Annotated in this window: 21 protein-coding genes; 12 read left to right on the forward strand and 9 right to left on the reverse strand. The window is 53.2% G+C overall.

Annotated features, from left to right (window positions below):
- Positions 1–3 precede the first annotated feature (3 nt).
- Both ACR0L3_RS16655 and ACR0L3_RS16660 read left to right on the forward strand, forming a co-directional pair.
- Positions 4–966 carry a 2-hydroxyacid dehydrogenase gene (locus tag ACR0L3_RS16655; RefSeq protein WP_480746890.1) on the forward strand — a complete coding sequence of 321 codons (963 nt, stop codon included), beginning with the start codon at positions 4–6 and terminating at the stop codon, positions 964–966.
- A 14-nt stretch (positions 967–980) separates the two neighbouring features.
- Entirely contained in the window at positions 981–1853 is an 873-nt protein-coding gene (locus ACR0L3_RS16660) for an NAD(P)-dependent oxidoreductase (protein ID WP_480746891.1), read from the forward strand.
- Positions 1854–1914: 61 nt separating this feature from the next.
- On the opposite strand, the gene ACR0L3_RS16665 is transcribed toward ACR0L3_RS16660, so the two are convergent.
- The 3 genes from ACR0L3_RS16665 to ACR0L3_RS16675 form a co-directional block, all read right to left on the reverse strand.
- Positions 1915–2745 (reverse strand): polyphosphate kinase 2 family protein, encoded by an 831-nt coding sequence (locus tag ACR0L3_RS16665; RefSeq protein ID WP_480746892.1) that lies wholly within the window; start codon positions 2743–2745, stop codon positions 1915–1917.
- Positions 2746–2779: 34 nt separating this feature from the next.
- The gene (locus ACR0L3_RS16670) at positions 2780–5320 is read right to left on the reverse strand and encodes a plasma-membrane proton-efflux P-type ATPase (protein WP_480746893.1); all 2541 of its coding nucleotides are present in this window, start codon (positions 5318–5320) and stop codon (positions 2780–2782) included.
- Positions 5321–5688: 368 nt separating this feature from the next.
- Positions 5689–6591 (reverse strand): AraC family transcriptional regulator, encoded by a 903-nt coding sequence (locus tag ACR0L3_RS16675; protein WP_480746894.1) that lies wholly within the window; start codon positions 6589–6591, stop codon positions 5689–5691.
- A 162-nt stretch (positions 6592–6753) separates the two neighbouring features.
- On the opposite strand from ACR0L3_RS16675, the gene ACR0L3_RS16680 reads away from it, so the two are divergent.
- A complete protein-coding gene (locus ACR0L3_RS16680; RefSeq protein ID WP_480746895.1) occupies positions 6754–7704 on the forward strand; it encodes an SDR family oxidoreductase in 951 nt (316 codons plus the stop codon).
- 188 nt (positions 7705–7892) lie between these two features.
- On the opposite strand, the gene ACR0L3_RS16685 is transcribed toward ACR0L3_RS16680, so the two are convergent.
- Positions 7893–8813, reverse strand: coding sequence for a DMT family transporter (locus tag ACR0L3_RS16685; RefSeq protein WP_480746896.1), 921 nt, complete (start codon positions 8811–8813; stop codon positions 7893–7895).
- A gap of 92 nt (positions 8814–8905) precedes the next feature.
- On the opposite strand from ACR0L3_RS16685, the gene ACR0L3_RS16690 reads away from it, so the two are divergent.
- Positions 8906–9775, forward strand: a complete 870-nt coding sequence (locus tag ACR0L3_RS16690) for a LysR family transcriptional regulator (RefSeq protein WP_480746897.1) — start codon at positions 8906–8908, stop codon at positions 9773–9775.
- 50 nt (positions 9776–9825) lie between these two features.
- Here ACR0L3_RS16690 and ACR0L3_RS16695 read toward each other — a convergent pair whose 3' ends face one another.
- Positions 9826–10467, reverse strand: a complete 642-nt coding sequence (locus ACR0L3_RS16695) for a TetR family transcriptional regulator C-terminal domain-containing protein (protein ID WP_480746898.1) — start codon at positions 10465–10467, stop codon at positions 9826–9828.
- Positions 10468–10657: 190 nt separating this feature from the next.
- Between ACR0L3_RS16695 and ACR0L3_RS16700 the strand changes: the two genes are divergently transcribed.
- The 7 genes from ACR0L3_RS16700 (at position 10658) to ACR0L3_RS16730 (ending at position 19459) form a co-directional block, all read left to right on the forward strand.
- Positions 10658–11521: an ABC transporter permease gene (locus ACR0L3_RS16700; protein WP_480746899.1), complete on the forward strand. Its 864-nt coding sequence runs from the start codon at positions 10658–10660 to the stop codon at positions 11519–11521.
- Positions 11518–12312, forward strand: a complete 795-nt coding sequence (locus ACR0L3_RS16705) for an ABC transporter permease (protein ID WP_480746901.1) — start codon at positions 11518–11520, stop codon at positions 12310–12312. Before ACR0L3_RS16700 ends, ACR0L3_RS16705 begins: the two co-directional genes overlap by 4 nt.
- Before the next feature lie 20 nt (positions 12313–12332).
- A complete protein-coding gene (locus ACR0L3_RS16710) occupies positions 12333–13448 on the forward strand; it encodes an ABC transporter ATP-binding protein (RefSeq protein WP_480746902.1) in 1116 nt (371 codons plus the stop codon).
- Positions 13445–14500, forward strand: coding sequence for an extracellular solute-binding protein (locus tag ACR0L3_RS16715; protein ID WP_480746903.1), 1056 nt, complete (start codon positions 13445–13447; stop codon positions 14498–14500). The genes ACR0L3_RS16710 and ACR0L3_RS16715 overlap by 4 nt, the downstream gene beginning before the upstream one ends.
- Positions 14501–14590: 90 nt before the next feature.
- Positions 14591–16657 carry an oxidoreductase gene (locus tag ACR0L3_RS16720; protein ID WP_480746904.1) on the forward strand — a complete coding sequence of 689 codons (2067 nt, stop codon included), beginning with the start codon at positions 14591–14593 and terminating at the stop codon, positions 16655–16657.
- An 8-nt stretch (positions 16658–16665) separates the two neighbouring features.
- A complete protein-coding gene (locus ACR0L3_RS16725) occupies positions 16666–17865 on the forward strand; it encodes an aromatic ring-hydroxylating oxygenase subunit alpha (protein ID WP_480746905.1) in 1200 nt (399 codons plus the stop codon).
- Between the two features lie 25 nt (positions 17866–17890).
- The gene (locus ACR0L3_RS16730) at positions 17891–19459 is read left to right on the forward strand and encodes a trimethylamine methyltransferase family protein (protein ID WP_480746906.1); all 1569 of its coding nucleotides are present in this window, start codon (positions 17891–17893) and stop codon (positions 19457–19459) included.
- 38 nt (positions 19460–19497) lie between these two features.
- Here ACR0L3_RS16730 and ACR0L3_RS16735 read toward each other — a convergent pair whose 3' ends face one another.
- Positions 19498–21324, reverse strand: coding sequence for a BCCT family transporter (locus tag ACR0L3_RS16735; RefSeq protein WP_480746907.1), 1827 nt, complete (start codon positions 21322–21324; stop codon positions 19498–19500).
- Between the two features lie 288 nt (positions 21325–21612).
- Positions 21613–22071, reverse strand: a complete 459-nt coding sequence (locus tag ACR0L3_RS16740; protein ID WP_480746908.1) for an Lrp/AsnC family transcriptional regulator — start codon at positions 22069–22071, stop codon at positions 21613–21615.
- 89 nt (positions 22072–22160) lie between these two features.
- On the opposite strand from ACR0L3_RS16740, the gene ACR0L3_RS16745 reads away from it, so the two are divergent.
- Positions 22161–23171 carry a pyridoxal-phosphate dependent enzyme gene (locus tag ACR0L3_RS16745; RefSeq protein ID WP_480746909.1) on the forward strand — a complete coding sequence of 337 codons (1011 nt, stop codon included), beginning with the start codon at positions 22161–22163 and terminating at the stop codon, positions 23169–23171.
- A 57-nt stretch (positions 23172–23228) separates the two neighbouring features.
- On the opposite strand, the gene ACR0L3_RS16750 is transcribed toward ACR0L3_RS16745, so the two are convergent.
- Positions 23229–24230 carry a HupE/UreJ family protein gene (locus tag ACR0L3_RS16750; protein WP_480746910.1) on the reverse strand — a complete coding sequence of 334 codons (1002 nt, stop codon included), beginning with the start codon at positions 24228–24230 and terminating at the stop codon, positions 23229–23231.
- Positions 24227–25048: a hypothetical protein gene (locus ACR0L3_RS16755; protein WP_480746912.1), complete on the reverse strand. Its 822-nt coding sequence runs from the start codon at positions 25046–25048 to the stop codon at positions 24227–24229. Before ACR0L3_RS16755 ends, ACR0L3_RS16750 begins: the two co-directional genes overlap by 4 nt.
- Positions 25049–25055: the final 7 nt, after the last annotated feature.

A 25055-nucleotide genomic window follows, 5' to 3' on the forward strand; every position in this document is an offset into this window, starting at 1 on the left:
TTTATGAGTGATAAACCAGTCCTCTGGCTTCCGCGCCGTGTGTCTGACGCGACCATTGCGCGTGCGCGTCAGGATTATAGCGTGATCCTAAACGAAGCCGACACTCCGGGCACGGCACAAGAAATCATCGAGATGAGCGCCAATGTGGATGCAATGATGCCCTGCCATTCGGAACACTTCTCGGCTGAGGTCGTGTCGAAGCTTGATCCACGACTAAAGATTGTCGCGAACCATTCTGTTGGTGTGGATCACTGTGATCTTCCGGCTTTGGCAGCAAGAGGGATCGTGGTGACAAACACACCCGACGTCCTTTCCGACGCTACGGCTGAATTGGCAATGCTTCTCATGCTCGGTGCGGCGCGGCATGCAGTCCAAGGCGACCGTCTAATGCGTACAGGCACTTGGGACAGTTGGAGCCCATCGTTCATGGTCGGTAAGCAAGTCACCGGCGCTCGACTGGGTATCATTGGAATGGGGCGCGTGGGTCGGGCATTTGCTGCCAAGGCGCGTGGGTTTGACATGGAAATCCACTATTTCAACCGCACCCGATTGTCACCTGATCAGGAACACGGCGCGATTTACCACCTAAGCGTTGATACCCTTCTGCCAGTGGCGGATTTTTTGTCGCTTCATTGCCCTGCGACACCCGAAACTATGGACCTTATGAACGCCGAACGGCTAGCCGCGCTGCCTGATGGTGCAATTCTCGTCAACTCTGCTCGTGGCGCGCTTGTAGACGAAGATGCGCTGCTGCAAGCGATAGAAAGTGGCAAGTTGGCTGCTGCAGGGCTGGATTGTTTCAAGACAGAACCGGGCGGCAACCCAAATTTTGCAGCACACGAAAACATCTTCATGTTGCCCCATATAGGTAGCGCCACGACTAAAACGCGGGACGCTATGGGCTTCCGCGCTTTGGATAACTTGGATGCTTTCTTTGCCGGAAAAACTCCGCAAGACCTTTTGTAGAATAGGAAACTGTAATGGCTAAAATTGCTTTTCTCGGTCTGGGTGTGATGGGCTATCCGATGGCCGGTCACTTGCAGGTAGCAGGTCATGATGTGACGGTTTTCAACCGGACATCAGCCAAAGCCGACGCATGGGTTGCCGAGCATAGTGGAACCATGCGTGCGACACCACGCGAGGCTGCCGAAGGCGCGGAATTCGTAATGACTTGTGTTGGTAATGACGATGACCTACGCAGTGTTTGCACCGGCGAAGACGGAGCCTTCGCGGGTATGTCAGAGGGTGCGACTTTGGTTGACCACACAACCGTATCGGCAAAAGTTACACGTGAACTTTACGCTGCCGCCAAAGAGCTAGGTCTGGCATTTCTGGATGCGCCGATTTCGGGCGGGCAGGCGGGTGCTGAAAACGGCGTTCTTTCGATTATGTGTGGTGGAGATCAAGCCACATTCGAAGCCGCCGAACCGGTCATGCAGGTATACTCAAAGATCTGCCGACGGATAGGAGAGAGTGGCGCTGGGCAGTTAACGAAAATGAGCAACCAGATTGCAATTGCTGGTTTGGTTCAAGGGTTAAGCGAGGCGTTGCACTTCGCAGAGAAAGCCGGTCTTGATGGGCGTTCAGTGATTGAAGTCATCAGCCAAGGGGCCGCTGGCAGTTGGCAGATGGTAAACAGATATGAAACCATGCTCGAAGACCATTTTGATCATGGATTTGCTGTTGATTGGATGCGCAAGGATCTTGGGATCTGCCTTGATACAGCTGATGAAACGGGTGCCAGTCTACCCGTAACGGCACTGGTTGATCAGTTTTATAAGGACGTTCAAAAACTTGGTGGTGGTCGTTGGGATACCTCATCGCTGCTCAAGCGGCTTCGCGCAATCGACTGACGCGCAGCAAAGCTATCGTCCTTATTGGGCACTTTGTGGACTTTGGTTAGCTGCTAGCCGATTACGCCTTTTCGGCCTGATGAAACTTCTTGCGAATTTCATTGATGTCGACAGTTGGCGCAGGAAACTGCATGTCGAGTGACTCAAGATACTCTGCCACAATTCGTGAAACGGCCAGATTGCGAAACCACTTGTGATTGGCTGGAATCACGAACCATGGCGCGTGTTCCGTGCTGCACTTACTCAGCGCCGCCTCGAAAGCTTTGGTGTAATCATCCCAGTAAGGTCGTTCGGCGTAGTCGCCATTGCTGATTTTCCAGTGGCGAGCCGGGTCGTCGATGCGTTCCTTGAAACGGCTTAACTCCTCTTCCGGACTGATATGCAGGTAAAATTTCAATACATGAGTATCGCTGTCGCGCAGCAGGGCTTCGAACGCGTTGATATGATCGTATCGCTTTTTCCAAACCTCCTTGGGAACAAGGTCGTGAACGCGCACGACCAATACGTCTTCGTAGTGTGAACGATTAAAGATCGAGACTTGGCCCTTTTGCGGCGTTTCCTTGTGATAGCGCCACAGAAAGTCGTGCGCGGCTTCCTCGGCTGTAGGTACTTTAAAACCGCTCACCTTGCAGCCCTGGGGGTTCATTGCGGCCAGAACGTGATTGATCGTACCGTCTTTGCCTGCAGCGTCCCGCCCTTGAAGGCAGATCAGCAATGAGCGTTTCTTTTCCGCATACATCAAGTATTGAAGGTCGCTCAGCTTTTGCGAGTAGGTCTGGATTTCAGGCAAAGCATGTTCGTGGCTTTCGTGCTTGTCTTTAAAGTTCGGGTCTATGCTGTCTAAATCTACAGAGCTTCCGGGTTTGACGCGGAACTTATTGAAATAGTGCATTTCAATTCCTTTCCGTTGCGAATTGCGCTCAGCCTCAGGTCGAGTGAGACTGGAGATGATGGGATCGCTGTAGTCTGCGGTACATGGCCAGTTTGACCTGATCCAAAATGACCATCCAAACGAGCATGTAGGCCCAAACCATCAAGATGATAGCCCATGGGATTTGCTCGACGAAGATTCCAAATCCGCACAGAAAGACGGCCAATATTTGCGTGCCAATCACCGCAATAAGAAGCGGACGCGCGGGCCACGGGCGTGTATAAAATGCGCCGCGCGACCGAATGACCAACAGCAGCAGATGACCACCCGCGGCAAGCTGCAGGAATAGCACGGTTTGAAGTTGCGCCTGCGTCAGTGGAATCCAGGCTTGCAAGCTTGGATCGTTTATCCACTCCATGCCGATTAACAGCAGCCCAAATGTCTGCACCACTGACAATATACCCATCAGACTCGCCCCGAACAGAATGCGCCGCATATCCCAACGTACAGGCGCTTTGGGCAAGTTTGTGTTGTCATAGGCAATTGTCATGATCGGAACGTCGTCAAGCAAAGCAAGCATGATGATCATGATCGGGGTCAAAGGTGAGAACCCGAATAACACGGTCGCAAGAACCACCACGAACATAATGTCCAGTGTCATGGCGACCCGGTAAACGATGTAGTTGACGATCCGCTCGAATATTTGTCGGGCCTGCTCAATAGCATCGATGATGGTAGACAGACCCGGAGCCGTAAGGATCAACGCAGCCGCTGCTCTGGCGGCATCTGTTGCGCCACTCACCGCGACGCCACAATCAGCCTGTTTCAGGGCAGGGGCGTCATTCACTCCGTCGCCAGTCATTGCAACGACGTGCCCGCGATCCTGCAGCGCTTTGACAATGGCGTATTTGTGCTCTGGAAACACCCGAGCAAACCCATCGGCCTTTTCAACGCAGGCGGTCACCGGCTCTGGCAGGTGGCTAAGGTCCATGCCATCTTTGAACAGATCTGATGCAGCCTGAAGATGCGAGCCCATGCCAAGTTGTGCGGAAATCTCATCGCCGATGGCGACGTCATCCCCCGTCACCATTTTCACCTGCAAGCCATGGGCCATAGCCCTTTGAATGGTTTCTTTGGAGTCGTCGCGTGGAGGATCATAAAGGGACAGGATCCCCAGAAACTGCCAAGTCTTCCCTTTGTCTTCTGACCGAGCAACGCCAAGTGCACGCATTCCCTTGGATGCTAGGTCATCAACGTCTTTTTGCGCCTTGGCCTTCGATGCTTCATCTATATCGCTCAAGTCCAAAATGACCTGCGGCGCACCTTTGGTATAAGACGCCTCGTGCCCTTGGCTGTCAGTAGCCACGGCTTCAGTCCGCTTGGAAACCGGATCAAATGGCACGAAGTTCGATTGCTTGTAATTTGCCAATTCGTCTTGATTGGCAAGGCCGGCAATCACCGCTGCATCAATCGGATCATCCCCGTCGAAATGGGAAGCCAAAGAGCCAGCCAAAACAAGTTCTTTAGCGTCTTTCGCAGCAAACAGGACAGGGTCGCCAAGGCTCAATTGGTTTTTTGTCAGCGTTCCGGTTTTATCAGAGCAGAGGACGTCTACGCCTGCCAGCTCTTCAATTGCCTCTAGGCGGGAAACGATGGCCTTCTTCTTGGACAGGTTCATCGCGCCCAACGCGTTGGTGACGGTCATCACCGTAGGCATAGCCACCGGAATGGATGCAATCAGCAATGCAAGCACAGTGCGCAGAATGTCCGCTGCAGCACTCCATTGCCAGGAATGCTCAACCACGATGTCGCGATAAAGCTCCGCGCCAACCAAGATGAATGCGAGGATGAGTGACAGAATGATAAGAAAGTCGCCGATATGCGTAACGGCTTTTTGCGAATGCGATGCCCCTGTGCCCGCACCGGCAACAAGACTGGCCGTTCGGCCAAAGAAGGTGTTGTTGCCCGTGGCAATAACGACGGCGGTCATCTCACCCTTTTTGGAAATACTGCCAGAGTATCCGACGTCTCCGACCTTTTTGGCGACTGGCAGAGATTCACCGGTCAACGCAGCTTGGTCGATGCTGACATACTCGCCATCTGTGAACCGAACATCGGCGGGGACAACATCGCCCAACTTAACGCGCACGATGTCACCAGGAACGATTTCCGCGGCATCAATCTGCGCGAAGTTACCGTCGCGCTTGACCATCGCTTTGGGCGCCATTCCCGCCTTTAACGCAGCCAACGCATCAGCGGCCTTACGCTCTTGCCAGAAACCTGAAACGGCATTGTAGATAAGCAGGACAAGTATAATGCAAAAATCAGACCAGTGCCCAATAAGCGCCGACAAGACTGCAGCGATTTCAATCATCCACGGAATCGGCCCCCAGAGGTACTTGAACAGTCGCTGAAGGTTGCTGACCTGCTTGTCGGCCAACTCATTGCGACCGTACTTTTGCAGGCGTGTCTTTGCTTCGGCCGTAGCCAAGCCGTTCTTCGAGGTGTTCAAATTTTGAAGCACCGAGGAAAGATCAGCTATCTCAAGATTTGGCACTTTGCCTTCGGGTTTCTCTTCGACGCTTTTGACCGTCATGTCGCTATCCGATGCAAATTCGTTTGATGTCTATATTTAAAATTACCGCAATTGTTTGAAATTCAGCAAAGCTGCGGACGAGCCTTCATGCCCTTAGTGAATGATTAGACACCAGAAATTGTTGAGTACGCAAAGCTTTTGTCACTTTGCTTTGCGTGTTGTGCCTTTGGTTTTAGCACGATGCTAATCGACCAAAGTGATGCGGGCCGAAGGTTGGATTAGGCGGGGAGGTAAAAATTTGCGCCTATCTGTGATGGGTGCTTGGTTCAAAAAATCCCGCTCGTCCATGAAATAGCGGGGTGCCCCACCGTTTCGAACTTGTCTGATCTCGCTTCACCTTCCCCAAAGCTTCAGCCAAACACTTGTCCTCAAACAACAGCTGGCGATATTTGTTGGGAATCTCGCCACTGTCTGGGCGACTGCCCGTACATGTGTTTGAATTCACGGCTGAACTGAGACGGGCTGACATAGCCTACGTCCATCGCCGCTTCGCTGATAGATGCGCCTCCGGCGATTTTCATTGCCGCGCTATTCAGGCGCATAGACTTCACAAATTGGATCGGAGCCATGGTTGTAGCTTGCTTGAACTTTCGATGGAACACGGCGCGGCTCATGCCTGCGCGGCTCGCCAAATCGTCAATTGAAATCGTTGAGTTCAAATGGGAGGAAATATAAGCGATAGACCGCGCGATGGCATTGCCCATACCATAGGCCTGCCGCGCAAAATTGCCTGCATCGCCCTTCAGGATCGCATAATACAACTCACGCAACCGTGCATCACCAAGGATCGCCGTATCCGCCTGATTGGCGCTGAGGCGCAATAGCCGCAGCAGCGCATCGGTGAAGCCGTCATCCCACCTCGCCAGCTTTATCCCTTGCGCCCGCAAGTCTTCCTTGACCGTAGGCCGGACGCCCTCGGCGTTTTCCATCTCCATCGCCAGTTGCGACATCATGCGAGGGTTCAATGAGATAAGGACTCCATACAGAGAGTTTTCTGGCGATGCGGTCGGTGTGCCCGCTTCGACCGGCAATGACATCGGGCAACACAGGTATTGGCTGTCGTCGTAGACGTAACTTTGCCCATCCAGTACGGCTTCTTTTGTCCCACTTACGATGGCCACGACACAAGGTTCGTAGACTGCCGGAACGCACGGAATTGCCTGCGTAGCTCGAAACAGACGAACGCCCTCGATGCCAGTATCCGTTAGGCCGTCTTTGTTCGTGCGGTCCGCGACAAGTTGCTTGATCTGGTCTTTGTTCATGTGAGTCATCTAAGAGCCTCACATCGGTCACGGCAACCATTCTGATACAATCAGGCAATTAATTGCGACAATCTCGTCTGTTTTTGAGCAGTGGACGAGAGCTATATGCAATTCCAAGGCAGAAACGGACTCCATGTTTGCAAAGGCAGTTACGCCACAAGGAACACGACAATGACGGACACGACATTTGGACCCAAAGGCTGGACGCCAGAGCGCCTTGGCGATCTTACGGGCAAAACCTACCTCATAACCGGAGCCAACGCGGGTGCTGGATTTCAAGCAGCGCGAACGCTGCTCAGCAAGGGGGCCAAGGTCGTGATGTTGAACCGCTCGGCGGAGAAGTCGCAGAAGGCAATCTCAGAACTTAAGAATGAATTCGGCAACGAAACGGACGTGTGTTTCGTCCGCATGGATCTTGCTTCGTTCACCAGCGTGCGCCAGGCCTCGTCGGAAGTATTGAAAACCGTTCCGCAGATCGATGCCCTCATCTGTAACGCTGCCATCGCACAGGTCCCGACGCAAAAATTCACCGAGGACGGTCACGAAAGCATGCTGGGGACGAACCATTACGGTCACTTTTTGTTATGCGGGCTGCTGTTTGAGCGGATCGCAGCGTCGAAAGGGCGGATCGTGGTGGTCAGCAGCCTTGGTTACAACATGGGGATCAAAACCATACAGTTCGATGACATGAACTGGGACAAGAACTACCACCAGAACCGCACCTATTGTCAGAGCAAGCTGGCACAGATGATGTTCGCCTACGAATTACAGGATCGGCTGGCCGCGACCGGCAGAACCGATGTAGAGGTCTATGTCTGCCATCCGGGTGCCTCACGCACATCACTCGTGCAGACTAGCGCTGATCTGAAAACGCGGGTCATGTTCGGCTTCATGTCGCTTCTGCCGATCGTGCAATCGGCCGAGAAGGGCTCGTGGCCCGAAGTTAAGTGCGCGACAGAAGTTGGCCTGGAAGAACGGGCGCTCTACGGTCCTACTGGGCCAATGGAGTTCGTTGGACCGGTCGGGAAAGGCACGCTGCATTCCCATGCTTATGACAAGGCAGTCATGACAAAGCTGTGGGACGTATCCGAACAAGCGACAGGATTCAATTGGGTGTTTTGAGTAAACCAGAAGCGTGGTTTGCGGCAATGCTCTGATCCACTGTGGGTGTGGCGCGGAGCTCCAATTTTGTTGCCACATAACAATCTACCGCCACCACCTGCTCGAATGAAAATTCATTCGCAATACGACGATCAGGCTCAATGTGGGGATAGGCAGTTCTGCGGAAACTTTTTGCCTAGGTTTTCACTTCAAATAAGTTCTTTCTGCCTATCATCTTCTCGTGCAGAGATGGTTGCAATTCCTGTCACAGCAGCGACTACGATCACGGTACCTATCCACTGCGAGGTGCCCAACCGCTCTGAGAGTATGGCCCAAGCGAGCACAATAGCAAAAACTGGAACAAGACTGAGATAGACACCTGCTTTTGATGCTTCTGTGCTCTGCAACCCGATGAGATAAACGTAGAACGCTGCGCCGTAGTAAATTGCCCCTGTTCCAAAGGCTGCCGCAGCTAGGAAAGGCGTCCCCACGCGAGTTGGAGTAAGATCGATCCATGCTGCGTATCCCCAGATTGCGATGGATATAACGCAGGCCGATATTTGAACCACGATTAGAGCGGTGAGGAAGTCAACTTTTCCGCTTAGTCCGCGCATCCAGACTGCGTAGAGCGCTGCACAGGTGGTTGACATCAAAGCGCAGGCAAGACCTTCCACGCGAGATGGAGAAGCATTGATCGAGCCGCCAATGATGATGATTACAACTCCGCTGACCGCGGCAAGGCACAATAAGGTGATAGTTGGTCGTAGGCGTTCACCCAATAGGGCCCAAGCCAGGCCAAGCATCAGAACCGGCTGCGTAGCAAAGACTACAGACGCTTCGCTCGCCGATATTAGGTCGAGTGCCATGATAGTTCCGACAGAACCTGTGCCCAGTATGATACCTGTAAGCGCTGGTCGCATCAAAAGCGCGACAGGTTCATTTACCCACCCCTTTACGACCCTGACGGTGATTAGGAAAGCGACCCCTCCGATCAGTTGAAGCGTCAAAAACGGCAGTGGATCGATTGTGATAATTGAGTTGCTGTCAAGCGAAAGAAGGTATTTTGCCAGTACTGATCCAAGAGCGAGCAGGAAGGCGGAGGCGACAAGGAACAGATGTGGCGATTTCATGATAGCTCCAGTTTTCCCCAACTTCATCATTAACAATGAGTAGTTCAAATGATCTTGTTTGTATTTTGAGTTACTTTTGGTAATGTTTTTTCATGCTGCCCAACCTCACATCTCTGCGTGCTTTTGAAGCCGCCGCGAGATACGAAAGCTTTGCTAAAGCTGCCACTGTATTAAACGTGACGCCTGCTGCGATTAGTCGGGCCGTTCGGCGACTTGAGGATGACCTCGGGTTTGAATTGTTCGATAGATCCCACCGCGCGGTCACTCTGACCGAAGCGGGTGCTCGCTACGCGCAGCGAGTGACGGAAGGCTTTCGGCACCTAACTACCGACAAGGCTGGCCCGGTATCAGGCAGGCCAACAGTAACGTTGGATGTCGAAGCAACTTTTTTACGTCAATGGTTACTACCGCGCCTGAGCAATGGTGCGTTTAGTGAACTCGGGTTTTCTCTAAATATACGAACCCATCATGACCCACCAAGATTCATTCAATCTACTGCCGACCTTGCAATTGTTTGGGGGTTTGCAAACTATCGTGGTTACAAGCGAAACCGTCTCGTGTCCCCCAAAACTATTGTTGTATCATCGCCAAATCTGGGCATTTCTTCACTGGCGGAAGCCTCAGAAGAAACACTGATTCACGAAACTGATGATCACTGGTGGAAGCTGGTGTTTGAAGAGGCAAGTTTGCCATATCCAGATGCTGCACCGACAATTACCCTAAATCGATGCGACCTTCCCATTGAAGCTGCTCGTTTGGGTTTGGGAGTCGCGGTAGCGGATGACGTAATCGCGGAACGTGAACTGAAAACAGGTGAACTGGTTTCATTGAATGGGCCACGTTTAGACAGTCAGGACTATTTCCTAATGTCTCGTTCCAACGCGCCTGCACCGGCTCAAGCTTTTGTCAGGTGGGTGAAAGAGCAAGCAGATGATTTCGCAGAGTGGCAAGAAACCCTTTAGCACACCAAGCTTTTGTCTAGAAAACAACCCTATCAGTGCGATCGAAACTGTCACTCAAAGGTCAGGGCGCCGCTAAGATCAAAGTGTTTCGGGAACATTGCGCTTAAAAACCGAAAAATAATTCTCACTGCCTCATTGCGATCAAATGAATCTGTGTGGAGCAGGTAATCGGTCCACATACCTTCCAACAAGGCAAGTGTGCCATGTGTGGCATCGCGTGCGACTTGATTGGGGTGCTCGATTTCAGCCTCTTTTGCAATTTTGGCAAACGCGTTGAAGACCAGATTCCGAAGCTTTGCGTCCCGCGTATCCGAAAAAGCCGCGATTGCCGCCCTGTTTCTGGCTTCACCGCGAAATGCGTACCAAATTGAAACATTTTTCTTATTGAGGATAGCTTCGCTTAAATCCCCGCGAACAATCATCTCAATATGTTCTTGGCCAGTTTGCCCGGTGGTTTCCAGCAAGGCATAGATACCGTTGTAGTATTGTTCGGACGAGTAGCGGGCGGCTTCGTGTACGAGGTTGTCTTTGCCGCCGAAGTGAAGGTGAATCATGCCGCGGGATAGCGCGGCGCGATGAATGATTTCACTAACTGACGTCTCAGAAATTCCCTTTTCTGCAACCGAGTCGAGCACGGCCTCGATCAGAGAGAGGCGGTTTCGTTCTCGTATCTGTTGGCGTCTTCCAGTCATTCGTTTAGACAGTTCTGTTTGTTTTCAGTCTCTTGCGGTGCCTTCTAGCGGCTCATGTGAGTTTGGCCAGTTCCAGCTGTGAAAATATCAGTTGACACAGCTAGTCCGAAAATTCCAGATTTAAATGGACGATTGTCCATTTTGTGATCGAAATTGTCGCGCCACCGAAAGCAAAGTTCAGCAGGGAAGCATGGCTGGAGTCATACGAAGTGAAACGGGCAAGGGCCTGGCACTGAGCGCGCCTGCGACGCTCTATGTCGGCCTGCTTGTTGCCGTGCCTCTTTGTATTCTTGTTGCTTACAGCTTTTGGACCCAGACCTATGTCGAAATTGATCGAACGCTGACCTGGGCGAATTACCAAGAGGCGTTCACCGACCCCTTAGTTCGGCACTTAATGATCAGGTCGATTGCAATTGCAGGGGCGGTGACACTGGCAACAGTCTGTCTGGCATACCCGATCGCCTACTTCATCGCATTTCGGACGCAGAAAAAGACCCTCTGGTTATTGCTGATCACCATCCCATTTTGGAGCAGTTACCTGCTGCGGGTGTTTAGCTGGAAGCTGATCCTTGGCTTCAATGGGGTCATGAATTCGGCTTTGATTTCCTTGGGGCTTATACAGGAGCCGCTGACATTCCTGCTCTATAACGAGTTTGCCGTTGTCCTCACGCTTGCGCATGCCTGGGCGCCGTTTGCAATCCTGCCGATTTATGTGTCTTTGCAAAAGATCGACCGTAGTCTACTGGAGGCCGCAACCGACCTTGGGTGCAGCAAGTTGGAACGGTTTGTGCGTGTGACTTTGCCCCTGACGGTTCCGGGGATCATTGCAGCCTGCTTGATCATTTTTATTCCCACCGTCGGAGATTACGTCACTCCTGCCCTGGTCGGCGGATCGCAGGGTAAGATGGTGGCCAATTTGATTCAGGTGCAGTTTGGCGCCGCCAATAACTGGCCGTTGGGTGCAACCCTGTCTCTGCTTGCCATGCTTTCGGTCGGCTGTGTCGCAATCCTGTTTGTGGTGGTCGTCACCGCATTGGGGCGGAGGATCAGATGACCAAAGCCTTTCGTATCCCATGGTTGCTTGTTTATGCGGTCGCCTACCTGGTGTTTCTGTACCTGCCGGTTCTGCTGTTGCCGCTCTTTTCCTTTAACGACGGCACCATTGTGGCCTTCCCGTTAAAAGGATTCACGTTGAAGTGGTACGCGCAGTTGGGTCAGCAAGACACGTTGCTTCAGGCGATGGTGAACTCGTTGATCGTTGGTAGTATAACGGCTCTGATGGCAACGTCCTTGGGTCTGTTCGCAGCTCGCGCTTATGTCCGCTACCGTTTCAAAGGGCGCGAGTTTTCCGAAGGGCTGGTCATGCTCCCGCTGGTCGTTCCCGGTATCATCGTTGCCAGTTCGATGCTGGTTCTGTTCATCAGCGTCGGTCTTAAACCGTCGCTGACAACCGTGATCCTTGGTCATGTCTTCGTGGCTTTGCCCTTTGCGGTATCGATCATGAAATCCGCCTTTGACGATTTCGACCAGTCGCTGGAAGAGGCCGCCTTTGACCTCGGCGAAAGCGTTGTGGGAACCTTTCGGCGTGTCACTTTGCCCATCGTCGCACCTGGCATCATCGCCAGCCTTTTGGTCACGTTCACAGTGTCATTTGACGAGTTCGTTCTGGCCTTCTTCCTGTCTGGCAACAGCCCGACGCTGCCGGTCTATATCTGGAGCCAAATTCGTTTCCCGGCGAAACTGCCCAACACACTGGCGTTGGGGTCGTTGCTTTTGCTGTCGTCGGTCCTGTTGCTGTTGATTGCCGAATATTTCCGCCGCCGTTCCACCCAATCCTCGGATTGAAGCCAAAGGAAACAAATAAGATGAGTGAACAGAACATCATCGAAATTCAGGGCGTTGAGAAACGCTTTGGTTCCTTTGTAGCTGTGTCTGATCTGAACCTGACCTTGAAGGAGGGCGAGTTCTTTTCGTTGCTTGGACCTTCGGGCTGCGGAAAGACAACAGCCCTTCGCATCATCGCCGGGTTTCAGGATCACGAAGAGGGCGAGATCCGGATCGATGGGCACACGATGGGCGACGTGCCCGCCAACAAGCGCCCGACGAATATGGTGTTCCAAAGCTATGCGATCTTTCCGCACCTGAATGTGGGCGACAACGTCGGGTTCGGTTTGCGCAAGACAAAGCTTTCGCGGAATGAAATCAAAGAGCGCGTTGCCGAGGCGCTTGAGATGGTGGAACTTGGCGGCTTGCAGGATCGCAAGGCCAATGAGTTGTCGGGCGGCCAGCGGCAGCGTGTGGCACTTGCCCGGGCATTGGTTATGCGTCCCAAAGTGCTGTTGTTGGATGAACCCTTGTCCGCGCTGGACAAAAACCTGCGCGAAGCGATGCAATTGGAAATGCGCCGCCTGCAACAAAAGCTTGGCATTACTTTCGTGATGGTCACGCATGATCAATATGAGGCTATGACTATGTCCGACCGTATCGGCGTCATGTTCGCTGGGCGGCTTAAGCAGGTCGATAAGCCCGAGGTCCTGTATTCTCAACCGTGTAATCGGGAAGTGGCCTCTTTCATCGGCGGGATGAACTTTCTGAATGCCGAAGTTGCTGCTGAGAACGCCGACACGCTGGACGTGAATGTTCAAGGGTTTGGCTCGATGACAATTGGGGTGAACCCGAATGTTCAGGTGCATGACAAAGATCTGCTGGTCGGCGTTCGACCTGAGCAGTTGGAAATCAGCGCGGAAAAACCGGATGGGTACGACGCTATTGTTCAGGGCGAGGTGTCGGACGTCGCCTTCTATGGCGAAAGCGTCCACTATTATGTGCGCGTCGACGGGCTGCCCGACAGCATCGCCGTCGCAGTGCCAAACTACTTTCACACTGTTGATCACAGCCGCGGCGATACCGTTTGGCTTGGCGTTCAAAGCGCCTCGGTGATCGATTTGGGCAAACGTGAATCTTTGGGAGGAGAGAAATGAATAAAACAGCATCATTTATGGCAGCAGTGGTTGTCACCTTTGCCGCCGGACAAGCTCTGGCCAACGCGGCTGATCTAACCGTTTTCGACTGGTCCGGTTATGAGGATCAGGGGTTTTATGGCGACTATGTCGAAAAGTATGGCGGCGCACCCAGCTACACCTATTTTGGCAGCGTGGAAGAGGCGTTTACCAAGCTTCAATCTGGCTTTGAGGCCGATTTGGCCCATCCCTGCACAGACGCCCTGAGAAAATGGGTTGCGGCAGACATGATCAAGCCGATCGACACCAGCAAGCTGGAGAACTGGGACAAGTTGATGCCCAAGATCAAAGAGGTCGACGGCATCACGATCGACGGGCAGACCTACATGGTGCCTTTCGAATGGGGCAATACCGGCCTGATCTATCGCACCGATATGATTTCAGCGGACGATGTTTCGCTGCAGTTGCTGATGGATCCGGCTTATCAGGGCAAGGTTGCTATCCCTGACGCAGCCTCCAGTGCCTTTGCCATGGCGGCATTGGCGACCGGTGCCTCCAGTTATACCGATATGAGCGACGAAGAATTCCAGAAAGCGGCGGATTACCTGCGCGCAATTCATCCGAATGTACGCTTTTACTGGTCTGATGCGGGTCAACTGGATCAGGCCATTGCCAGCGGAGAGGTGACGCTGGGTTGGGGTTGGAATCAATCGGAACTGAACCTGATTTGGAACGAAACTCCGGCGGTCATGATGCGCGATGTGGACAAGGGCATTGCCACCTGGGTCTGCGGCTACGTGCACCTGAAATCTGCAAAGCAATCAGATGAACAGGTCTATGACATGCTCAACGCGCTCAGCTCTGCCGCAAGCGGCAAGTACATCATCGAAAGCTGGGGGTACGCCCATGCCAACGCTGACGCATTTGCGCAGGCCGACCCGGCATTGGTTGAAACCTATGGGTTTTCGGACGTGGACAGCTTCTTTGACGGCAGCCTGTTTTTTGACGCGGTCAACCCAGAGCTTGAAGCGAAGATGTTGAAAGAATTCGAGCGCATCAAAGCGGGCTTCTAAGGGCACCAAAACGGTACAACTGGGAATGGCAGGACCGTAGTCATTCCATTCCCTAGAAACGATTTCCAAATTTCTGGAGGAAGCGCGGCAATGTCAGGCGCTGACGGATACTCTGTTCTCTTCGAGCCGGTTCAGATCGGGCCAGTCACGGCCCGAAACCGGTTCTACCAAGTGCCACACTGCAATGGCATGGGGCATCTGCGACCGCAGGCTGAAGCTGCCATGCGGGCGATGAAGGCCGAGGGTGGTTGGGCCGTCGTGTCCAATCAAGAGACTGAAATTCACCCCACGTCTGACCTGTCCCCCTTCGCTGAAAACCGTCTTTGGGATGAGCGGGATATTCCGGCCTTACGGCTAATGACCGACGCGGTGCACGAGAAGGGGTCTCTGGCCGCGATTGAACTGGCTCATAACGGTCATCATGCGCAGAACCATCTCAGTCGGGCGCCGCTATTGGCTCCGTCTGAAATTGCCCTGCAAACGGCCTATCCCAAGCAGGCCCGCGCAATGGACAAGACTGACATTCGTGAGTTCCGTAGGTGGCACCGCGCGGCGGCACGGCGCTCGCGCGAGGCAGGCTTTGACATCGTGTATGTCTATGCCGGGCATCACATGACCCTGCCGCACCACTTTCTGCTGCCGCAATTCAATGACCGGTCCGACGAATACGGTGGTTCGCTAGAAAACCGGGTGCGCCTGATGCGAGAGCTTTTGGAAGAAACCAAAGAAGAGGTTGGGGATGACTGCGCCATCGCCCTTCGGTTCGCAGTTGATGAAATGCTGGGATCTGATGGGATGCAGGCGCAGGAAGAAGGTCGTGCCGTTGTCGAATTGCTGTCCGAGCTGCCCGATCTTTGGGACGTAAACGTCGCGAATTGGAGCAATGACTCTGCGACAACACGCTTTGAACCCCGCGATGGCTTTCAAACCTCATATATAGAATTCGTCAAACAGGTCACTTCGAAACCTGTTGTGGGCGTTGGTCGTTTGACATCGCCTGATCTGATGGCGTCGCTGGTCAAGAAGGGTGTCCTTGATTTTATTGGCGCGGCGCGACCCTCTATTGCCGATCCGTTTCTGCCGAACAAAATCAAGGAAGGCCGCATCGAAGAAATTCGCGAATGTATCGGTTGCAACATCTGTGTGTCATCTGATGCGCTGGGCGTTCCTATCCGTTGCACTCAAAACCCGACGATGGGTGAGGAATGGCGCCGAAAATGGCATCCTGAAATCATTGAGGGCAGAGGGGAAGAGGAGGCAGCGCTTGTTGTTGGCAGCGGCCCGGCAGGACTTGAGTGTGCGATGCAACTGGCGCGCAGGGGTTATGAAGTCACGTTGGCCGAAGCAAAGCAAGAGCTTGGCGGCCGTGTATTTCTGGAATCCGGCCTAACTGGGTTATCCGCTTGGAAGCGCGTCATAGATCACAGAATCTACGACCTGCAACAACGCGGAAACGTAAACCTGTTCACCGACAGTCGACTGTCAGCAAGTGAGGTCGTTGAACTGGGAATTCCGAACGTCTTTGTGGCAACTGGCGCGTCATGGCGACGAGATGGTCGCGGTAAGTCGGCATTTCAGGGCATATCCATCGATTCAGACGCTCAGGTTTTCACTCCGGATGACATCATGTCCGGGGTAATGCCTGAGGATGGTCCGATTTTGCTTTATGATGATGATCAGGCCTATCTAGGTGGAGTGCTGGCGGAACATTTGGTTCAGGCCGGGCATGAGGTTGTCTTTGTAACGCCGGCCTCGATGGTTTCGCCTTTCACCGAGTTGACGTTGGAGCAAGTGAAAGTGCAACGCAGTTTGTTGGAAAAAGGCGTTAAGCTGGTCCTGTCAAACACCGTTACCAGCATCGCACCGGGTCAGGCGAATTTGCAATGCGCCTACACGGGAAAAGAACAATACTTAGATTGCCGCTCGGTCGTGTCGGTTACGCAGCGAATGCGCGAAACCGCCCTTTACGATGAGCTTCGCAGTTTGGACAAAGGTCCGCTGACAACGTTGAAACTGATCGGTGATGCGGCAAACCCCGGTTTGATAGCTGATGCTGTATACTCGGGTCACATGGCAGCCCGAAACTTCGAACGCGATGCGGGCGATATCGACCGCGAATTTTTCCGTCGGGAAATCGTTTCCCTTGAACCTGTGTGAGGTGCGCTATGCCAAAAGATGATTTGCAAGTAATGCGCGACTTGATGGATGCGCAGCCGGAAGGGTTCGCCTTGCCGCGTCATTTTTATACGTCTCAGGCAGTATACGAGAACGACATCAGTACGTTCTGGAACAACAACTGGATCTGGGTCGGCCATGTCAGTCAGGTCGCTGAACCAGGGGACTATTTTCTTTTCGATTATGGGCCCGAGTCCATCATCATCGTTCGGGATCGCGAGGGCGAGGTGCGCGCGCATCTAAACGTGTGTCGCCACCGGGGATCGCGTGTTTGCATTGAAAAGAAAGGCAAGGCACGCAATTTCATCTGCCCCTATCATGCGTGGACCTTTGACTTGAGCGGAAAACTGCGAAACGGCCGGTCAATGGGGGCGGATTTTGATCCAAGCCAGTACGGGCTGTTCCCGGTGCAGGTAAAGATCTTTCAGGGTCTGATATTTGTCTGCTCCGCTGAAAACGCGCCGCCACTGGAGGCAGCTTTAGACAAGCTCGCCCCACTTTCAGAGCCGTTTGAATTTGAAAACCTGAAGGTCGCGCATGAGGCCTCGTACCCGGTTCCGGCAAACTGGAAACTAGCCCTTGAGAATTACCTGGAATGTTACCACTGCGCACCATCCCATCTGGACTATTCTCGCAGCCACTCCTTGAAAGACCCTACTCAGGTTCTGGAATTCAGAGGGGCATTACAAGAACGAATGGCCGAAGCCGGAGTGCCTGCTGAGGAGCTGGACTTGACCGGAGCGAACGCAGTCGCGCCGGGTGCAGATGTCTATTGGCGACGTTATCCGCTGTTTCCCGGCTATCTGACCGGCAGCAAGGATGGCGCTCCGTTAGCACCGCCTTTGGGCAAGTTAAAAGCTCACGATGGTGGAGCGACTGACCTGGGGATCGGTACGCTGAATTATTTCCTCGTCTATGCGGATCACGTGGTTGGGTATCGGTTTGTCCCGCGGGGCCTGCAAGAAACAGATATTCAGATCGTCTGGTACGTGCGCGGTGACGCGGAAGAGGGGCGCGACTATGACAAGGATGCTTTGACATGGCTCTGGCATGTCACGTCGCTGGATGACGAACGGATCATCCGACACAATCAGGAAGGCGTGAATTCGCACCATTTCGTCCCAGGGCCACTGTCCGAGATGGAATGGAGCATTCCAGGCTTCTATCGCAATTACTTCAGCATGATCTGACACGCTCAAAATTCGGAGAAGAAACATGACAGAATTAACGCAGCGCAGATCAAGACGGCGTGGGGGCGGGCGTGAAGCACGCGCGGCAGTACGCACCAGCAACGCCGCTTCGCAGGCGATCTGGCCCGGCATCTCGGGTGGCCGGTACAAGCCGTTGTCAGACGCAGATATGGCGCGTATTCACGAGGCCGCTCTTGGTATTCTCGAACGTACTGGGGTAGGGGACCCCACCCAAGAAGTTCTCGATCTCGTTCTGCCCAAAGGGGCGACGGTGAACGAACATGGTAGGCTGTGCTTTCCTCGCGCTTTGATGGAAGACCTATTGGCCAAAGCAGCCAGCGAATTCTATGTCCATGCACGCGGGTCGCGGGCTGGAAAGGACGATATGCACTGCACCAAGGACAAGGTGTATTACGCAAACTCCGGCACGGCGGTGACGACTTTTGACGCCGAGACGCGCAGCTACCGACCGTCAACGCTCAAAGACATTTACGACTTCACCCGTTTGGTTGACCGGCTCGACAACATCCACATGACTGGCGACACGGTTCTGGCGACGGATGTGCCGCAGGATTATGAGCATGACATGAGCATGCTCTACGCCATCCTGGCAGGCAGTGAAAAACCTTCCTGCCTGACCTTCAGAACCCGCGATCACATTCAGGATGCGATCCATCTGTTCGATCTGGCATCGGGTGGAGAGGGCAAGTTCCTTGAAAAGCCCTCGGTCATATTTGGAGGCTGTCCCATCGTATCCCCGCTCAGGTTCGGGCGCGAAAATCTGGAAATCCTGATTGATACTGCGAAGATGGGGCTGGTGTGCGATCTTGCCGTTCCTCCGCAAGCCGGAGCTACGTCGCCTGCGCCATTGGCAGGAACTTTGGCGCAAGCTGTCGCCGAGACCTTGTCTTGCGTCGCTATTGCTAACCTCATCAATCCGGGCACTCCGGTCGTCTTCGCAGCTTGGCCCTTCATCACCGATCTACGCACCGGGTCCTTTACTGGCGGTAGCGGTGAACAAGCGTTGATATCAGCCGCAGCGATCCAGATGGGCAATTTCTACAACCTGCCGACCAGTGTCGGATGTGGCATGACGGATTCCAAAATCCCTGATGCGCAATATGGCTTGGAAAAGGCGCTGACCTTTGCGTTGGCCGCTCATGCCGGTGCCAACAGGCTCTGCGAATTTGGCGGTATGCTTGGCAGTCTGATGGGTTGTAGCTTTGAGTCTATGGTCATCGATAACGAGGCTGCGGGTATGATCTCAAGAACACTCCGTGGAATCGAAGTAAGCGACGATACACTTTCAGTCGACGTCATCCACGAATGTGCGATTGATCCCGGCCATTTTCTAGGCAACCCGCAAACCTTGCAATACATGGAGACGGAGTATGTATACCCGACTCTGATGGACCGAGAATTGACGGATACCTGGGAGAAAGCTGGGCGTCAGGACATGTTTGAGCGGAGCAGGTCGGTAGTGGACGACATTTTGTCCAACCATTACCCGAACTACTTTGGCAGCAAGGTGGATGAAGAGGTCAGGTCCAAGTTTCCGATCAAGCTGCCGCCTGAAGCGATGCGGGGAGGTTGAGAGCGGTAGGCAGAATAGAGACTAGGAACAACCAAAGTTCATCGCGATCCCGCTGAACCCTCAGAATGCGTCTCGTGTTTTGATCGGCGTAAGTCGTTTATCATGGCTTTGGTCAAAGATAAGCACATCAGCAGCAACACAACGCTGAATGGGAGTGCTCCGATAATCATCGCGTTTGTCAAAGCCTCTAGTCCGCCGCCGCCCGCAATCAGCAAGGTTCCGATGACAAGCGTTAGCAGAACGCCCCAGAGGATGCGGTGAACTAGACCGGTCTCTTCGGACCCGCCGGACATGATCGTGTTCATAACAAGGATGCCAGAGTCGGCGGACGTAACAAGAAATGTCATGGTCAACAAAACACACATAACACTAACCACTGCTAGAAAGTCGCCTGAAATCATTTCCCCCAAGGTGACAAACAGCGTCGCCGTTGTGGATGCCGCAAGGATTGACCCATTGGCGTCCCCATTCAGCTCCATGTCGATGGCGGCGCCACCCAGAATGGCCATCCAGGCGAAACAGACCAAAGATGGGGCTATGACCGCGCCGAGTATAAACTCGCGCACGGTCCGCCCCTTGGAGATACGCGCCAGGAAAAGGCCGACGAAAGGTGAAAACGATATCCACCAAGCCCAATAGAAAGTTGTCCATCCGGCTTGCCACCCGAATAACCTGCCTCGTGTTCCAGCATCATAAGCAGCGGATTTAGTTGCATCTGAGAGATTGGCGGCATCGCTGCTCAACCCTTCAAGAAAGCTAGCCTTCGTTCCCCAGGCATCTGTCGCACCAGCGAATAACTCTCCGGCGAAGGGGGCAGCCTCAGTTGGTAATAAGGATGCGAACTCGGCCTCCGAAATCGAACGATGGGCCTGAAAACTCAGCGAGATGAAGTTCTTGAAATAGTCGACCAAGGCTGAAGCATAGGTGGTCGTTGCAAATGCAAACGAGCCATAAACAATGAACACCGCTAGCAAGACCATAGAAAACACAAGATTGATGTTCGACAGGTATTTGACACCGCGCCCTACACCGGAGACAGCAGAAAGTGTCGACATAAACATAACAACTGCTAGCGCTGTAATAAGGCCGGCGGTCGATGGCTTTATAGCTGTCGCCGCACTTTCTACAAGCCAACCTGCATGGGTAATAAGAAACGCGCCATCGACGAGTTGAGAAACGCCATAACCGATCGTTACAGCCACGCCGAGTATTGTTGCTACGACGCCAAGTATATCTATCACATGACCTGCAACACCATTGGAGTATTCCCCGAGCAGCGGGGTCAGCGCGGTCCGGATTGTAAGCGGCATACCGCGGGTATAGGCGTAGTAGGCAAGACTCAGGCCAGTGACCACATATATTGCCCAAGCGTGAAAACCAGTGTGCAAAAACGTATAGCGATACGCGCCTTCAATCGCGTTCTCGCTTTTTGGTGTGACTTCCCCAGACACAGTTAGTGGGTTTGTTTCCCACAGGCCAAGTGGTTCAGCGGTCGCATAGACCATAAGCCCAACGCCTAGTCCTGCGCCGAACATCATTGAAAACCATGAAAAGTTCGAGAATTCGGGCATGTCGCTTTCTGCACCCAGTCGCATTCGCCCGGTCGCAGGAATAAGCGCAATCAGAAAAAGAAAGAAAACAAACAGAGCGACCGAAAGGTTATAAAATGTGTTGAATTCGGCCAACAATCCCGACTTCCATGATCGCAATGTGTCGTTTGCAGTTAACGGCCATACCAATGCCCAAAGGACCAGCAGCGAAACCGAAATCTTGCTCACCAGTGCGATCGGCAGGCAATATCCTTTGTAAAACCCAGTCCGCTGCGTTTCTATTTTGAGGTCTGTGAAAGGGTCCTCAAGCGCCATATTCTCCCGGTCTCACATAGGTTAACTGATTTGCGCGCAGTGTTGCCGAACTGTGTCCTGAGCGAAAGCGCGTGCGACACATTTAACATCCAAAGAATAGACCTTAACTGCAACTTATTTTCACAGTTGCGAATTATTGAGCCAGTCGGGCAAATTGAAAAAGTTGGCGCTAACTTGCTTTCGCAGACGGCTAAAGCCTTATTTGCGCTTAAATCGGTTCGACACTCAATGACAGATGGGCGTGAGTGACCCGCTGCAGGAATGACTTCGCCAATCCGATCTGCTGTCTTAAGTGGGAACTCCTAACCCGACTTTCTTTCTTCCCATCACAACAGATGTTCGAAACCGACGGACGTTTGAATTGTCGAAAAACAAACGCTTCGTAAGCTCTTGAAAGTCATCCATGTCCCGCGCTGTGCACACCAAACAAAAGTCGGCATCTCCTGTGATGTAGTAGCACTGCTGCACCATGGGTTCGGATTTCACTTGGCGTGAGAATGCATCGATTTGATCCTGACGTTCGCGTTCCAGTTCAACCATGACTATGAATGTCATCGCGACGCCCAGCTTTTTGGGGTCAACAATTGCCACTTCCGAAAGAATGGCACCTGATGCTCTGAGAGCCTTCAATCGCCGTTGAACCGAGGCGACAGACAAGCCTGTCTCTGACGCAAGAGCTTCGAGGCCCATCTTAGCATCCACTTGTATCAGTTGAAGCAGGTTTCGGTCGAACTGGTCTATTTTCATGCGCTATAGCCCTTAAAGATGAGAAATTTTATCATAATCGTAGCGGTTTTGATCACAACATATCACCTTGTCCCCGTACAACTCTGCATATGGAAAATATTACATATCTCGACGTCGCAAAGCCGCTGAATCTGCTTTCTGCCTGCCCTGCCTATAAGCCAAGCCCATTGGAGACTTGCAGCTTCCGAGGGCGACAGATTTTGGTCAAGGACGAAACCAACAGAATGGGCTTGGGTGCATTCAAAGCTCTTGGCGGCGTTTACGCTGTAGCCAAATTGATCGAAGCACGCATTGGGCGCCCGGTAAAGGCCAGCAGTTTTCTGGATGATCTGGTCAAAGACACGGCCCGTTCAATGACATTTGTCTGTGCCAGTGCGGGCAACCATGGCATGGCTGTTGCCGCTGGCGCGCGGCTCTTTGGCGCAAAGGCCCGCATTCAACTTGCCGAGACGGTGCCCGAGGATTTTGCTGTTCGTCTTCGAAACAAGGGCGCTGATGTCGTCCGATCGGGCAACGATTACGAGGCGAGTGTTGCAGCTGCCATTGCCGACGCTGAGGCAACTGGCGCAATCCACCTCGCCGATGGATCTTGGCCCGGATATACCGAGCCTCCTCGGTTGGTGATGGAAGGCTATACCGTCATTGCTGAAGAAATACGTCGAGAGTTGGAGGGCTCGGGGAAGTGGCCAAGCCATGTATATCTGCAGGCTGGTGTTGGCGGACTGGCAGCTGGGATTGCTTACATGATCCGGTCTAGTTGGCCGGTTCAACCAAAGATCATCGTTGTCGAACCGGACGCCGCGCCGTGTCTGGGCGAAAGCGCCCGCGCAGGCGAACTTGTTACCGTAGAAGGCCCGGTGTCAAACATGGGGCGATTGGACTGCAAAACTCCGTCCATGCTGGCTTTGGATATATTGAAAAAGTGTGCCGACGAATGGGTTACGATCAGTGATCAACAGGCTTTGGAAGCTGTCGAGAATGCCCATGATCTGGGCTTTTCTACCACGCCTTCTGGCGCAGCCGGCTTGGCAGCTTGTTTGATGGACGAGGCCAAGTTGCCGTTGATAATCCTATCCGAAGGAAGCGTTCCCGATACTTGAATATGGCAGCGGCAGAGCGTGCGGGGCTAAACGTAGCACAACCGACGGGGGTGCAAGTTAAAAGCCACTGACGCGTTCAACGAGCCAGTAAACCGAAATGCAGCCAACGGCATAACCAGTAGCGAGCCGCAGGAATGTGTCTGATCCGGATTGTCCAATTCGCACAACTTTACGCCACAAGAAGATAACAAGTGATAGGGCTAAGACGAATGCAAGCTGGCCAGCTTCTACGCCAAGGTTAAAGGCAAGAAGTGCAACTGGAATGTCCTGAGACGGTAGGCCGATCTCAGACAAGGCGCCGGCGAATCCGAGGCCATGAAGCAAACCAAAACTAAAGCAGACGATCCAAGGGAACTGCTCGGACAACCTGATCTGGCCTTCTTCGCGTTTTATGATCTCCAGCGCCAAAAATACGATCGAAAGGGCGATCACGGCTTCGACTGGCGCGGCGGGGACTCTCAGAACCCCAAACGTGGCCAACGCCAACGTGATCGAATGCGCGACGGTGAAGGCCGTGATCGCCCCGACCAATCGCCACGGGTCGCGCACCAGTATGAAAAGCGCAAAGACAAACAGAAGGTGATCCCAGCCTTCTAGGATATGTTCGAAACCAAGTAAAAAATAACTGGTGAAAACGGTCCATGTCGTCGGATTTTGTGGCAGGGTGAGCGTCGGTGTTTCCGGCGTGAACCGCAGAGTCGTCACAGCAGCATCCAAGGGTTGGATACGCAGAAGTACGTCGTTATTTTGCCGTTCCAATCCTTTGATTGATACATCAAGGCCAGCAATTTCGGCGTCGCATACTGCTATCCAGGTCGAAACCCAGGCAACATTGTCAAAGCTTGGCTGTGTCCCTCGTGCTGGATCGCAAGCCTCGGGAAGGATTGCGTCGATACGCATTGGTTGGCCGTTTACGTCAGGTATGCGCCAGATGACTTGCCATGTGTTTGGTGCCAGCTGTCGCAGGTCCAGATACCCCGGATCAAGTGCGTGCGCCGCGCCCATTCGCGGGAAGCAAAGCAGCAAAACGAGCATTGCCAAGCGAATGAGTGCCTTCATTCAGCGAGCTCCGGCTTTTCGATATAATACTGCGCGGCAAGGTGTTCATATTGGGCTTGCGACAAATCCTCAGCCATGTCGCGGCGCCAGGCTATGACGGCCGCCTCTCGGATATCCGAAAGCGGCGGCATCGAACCAGCGTGGGCTTCGGTAACCCTGATCAGATGTTGCCCGTACCCTGACTGCACAGGTCCGGCCCAAACGCCGACCTCAAAGGGTTCAAGCCCCGCATAAAATCCCGAACCAAACGCCGCATCTATGGCTAAAGGGGCCGAAAGTGGCATTTCCTTAGGCACCAGGGACTGCGTTCCAACAGTCGACCAGTCTTCTCCAGCCCTAAGTTGGGACATAGCGGTTTCGATCTCTTCCGGCGCTGGCGCAATCCCGAGATAAACCTGTTCGAAGGCCATCTGTGGTGGTTTTGTAAAGCTCGCTTGGTTCTCGGCAATGTAAGCTTCGAGAACGGAATCCTCTGGGTTTACGGCTGTAGCGATTGCATCAGACAAGAAGTTCATCTTTTGGGCCAACCGGGTTCGAATAATCTGATCCCCGCGGTCCAATCCAAGTTTGCGCGCCTCGCGTACAAGCACCTCTTCGCGCACGGCAGCGTCGACCAAGGCAAGCAGCTCTTCGTCGTTGGGTGGACGTTTCCAGGCTGTTTCAAAGCGTGTGATCAACAGGTCGACGTCATTATTATCGAAGCTGATTACCTCGGTCGGAACGTCGCTTTCTTGATCCGATGAAACAAGCGCAAACCAACCAAAAATCGCGGCTCCGATCAGTATGAAGTGGAAAAGGGGTTCTTTCAAAATGCGCATGAAAATT

The organism is Ruegeria sp. CK1, assembly GCF_056536545.1.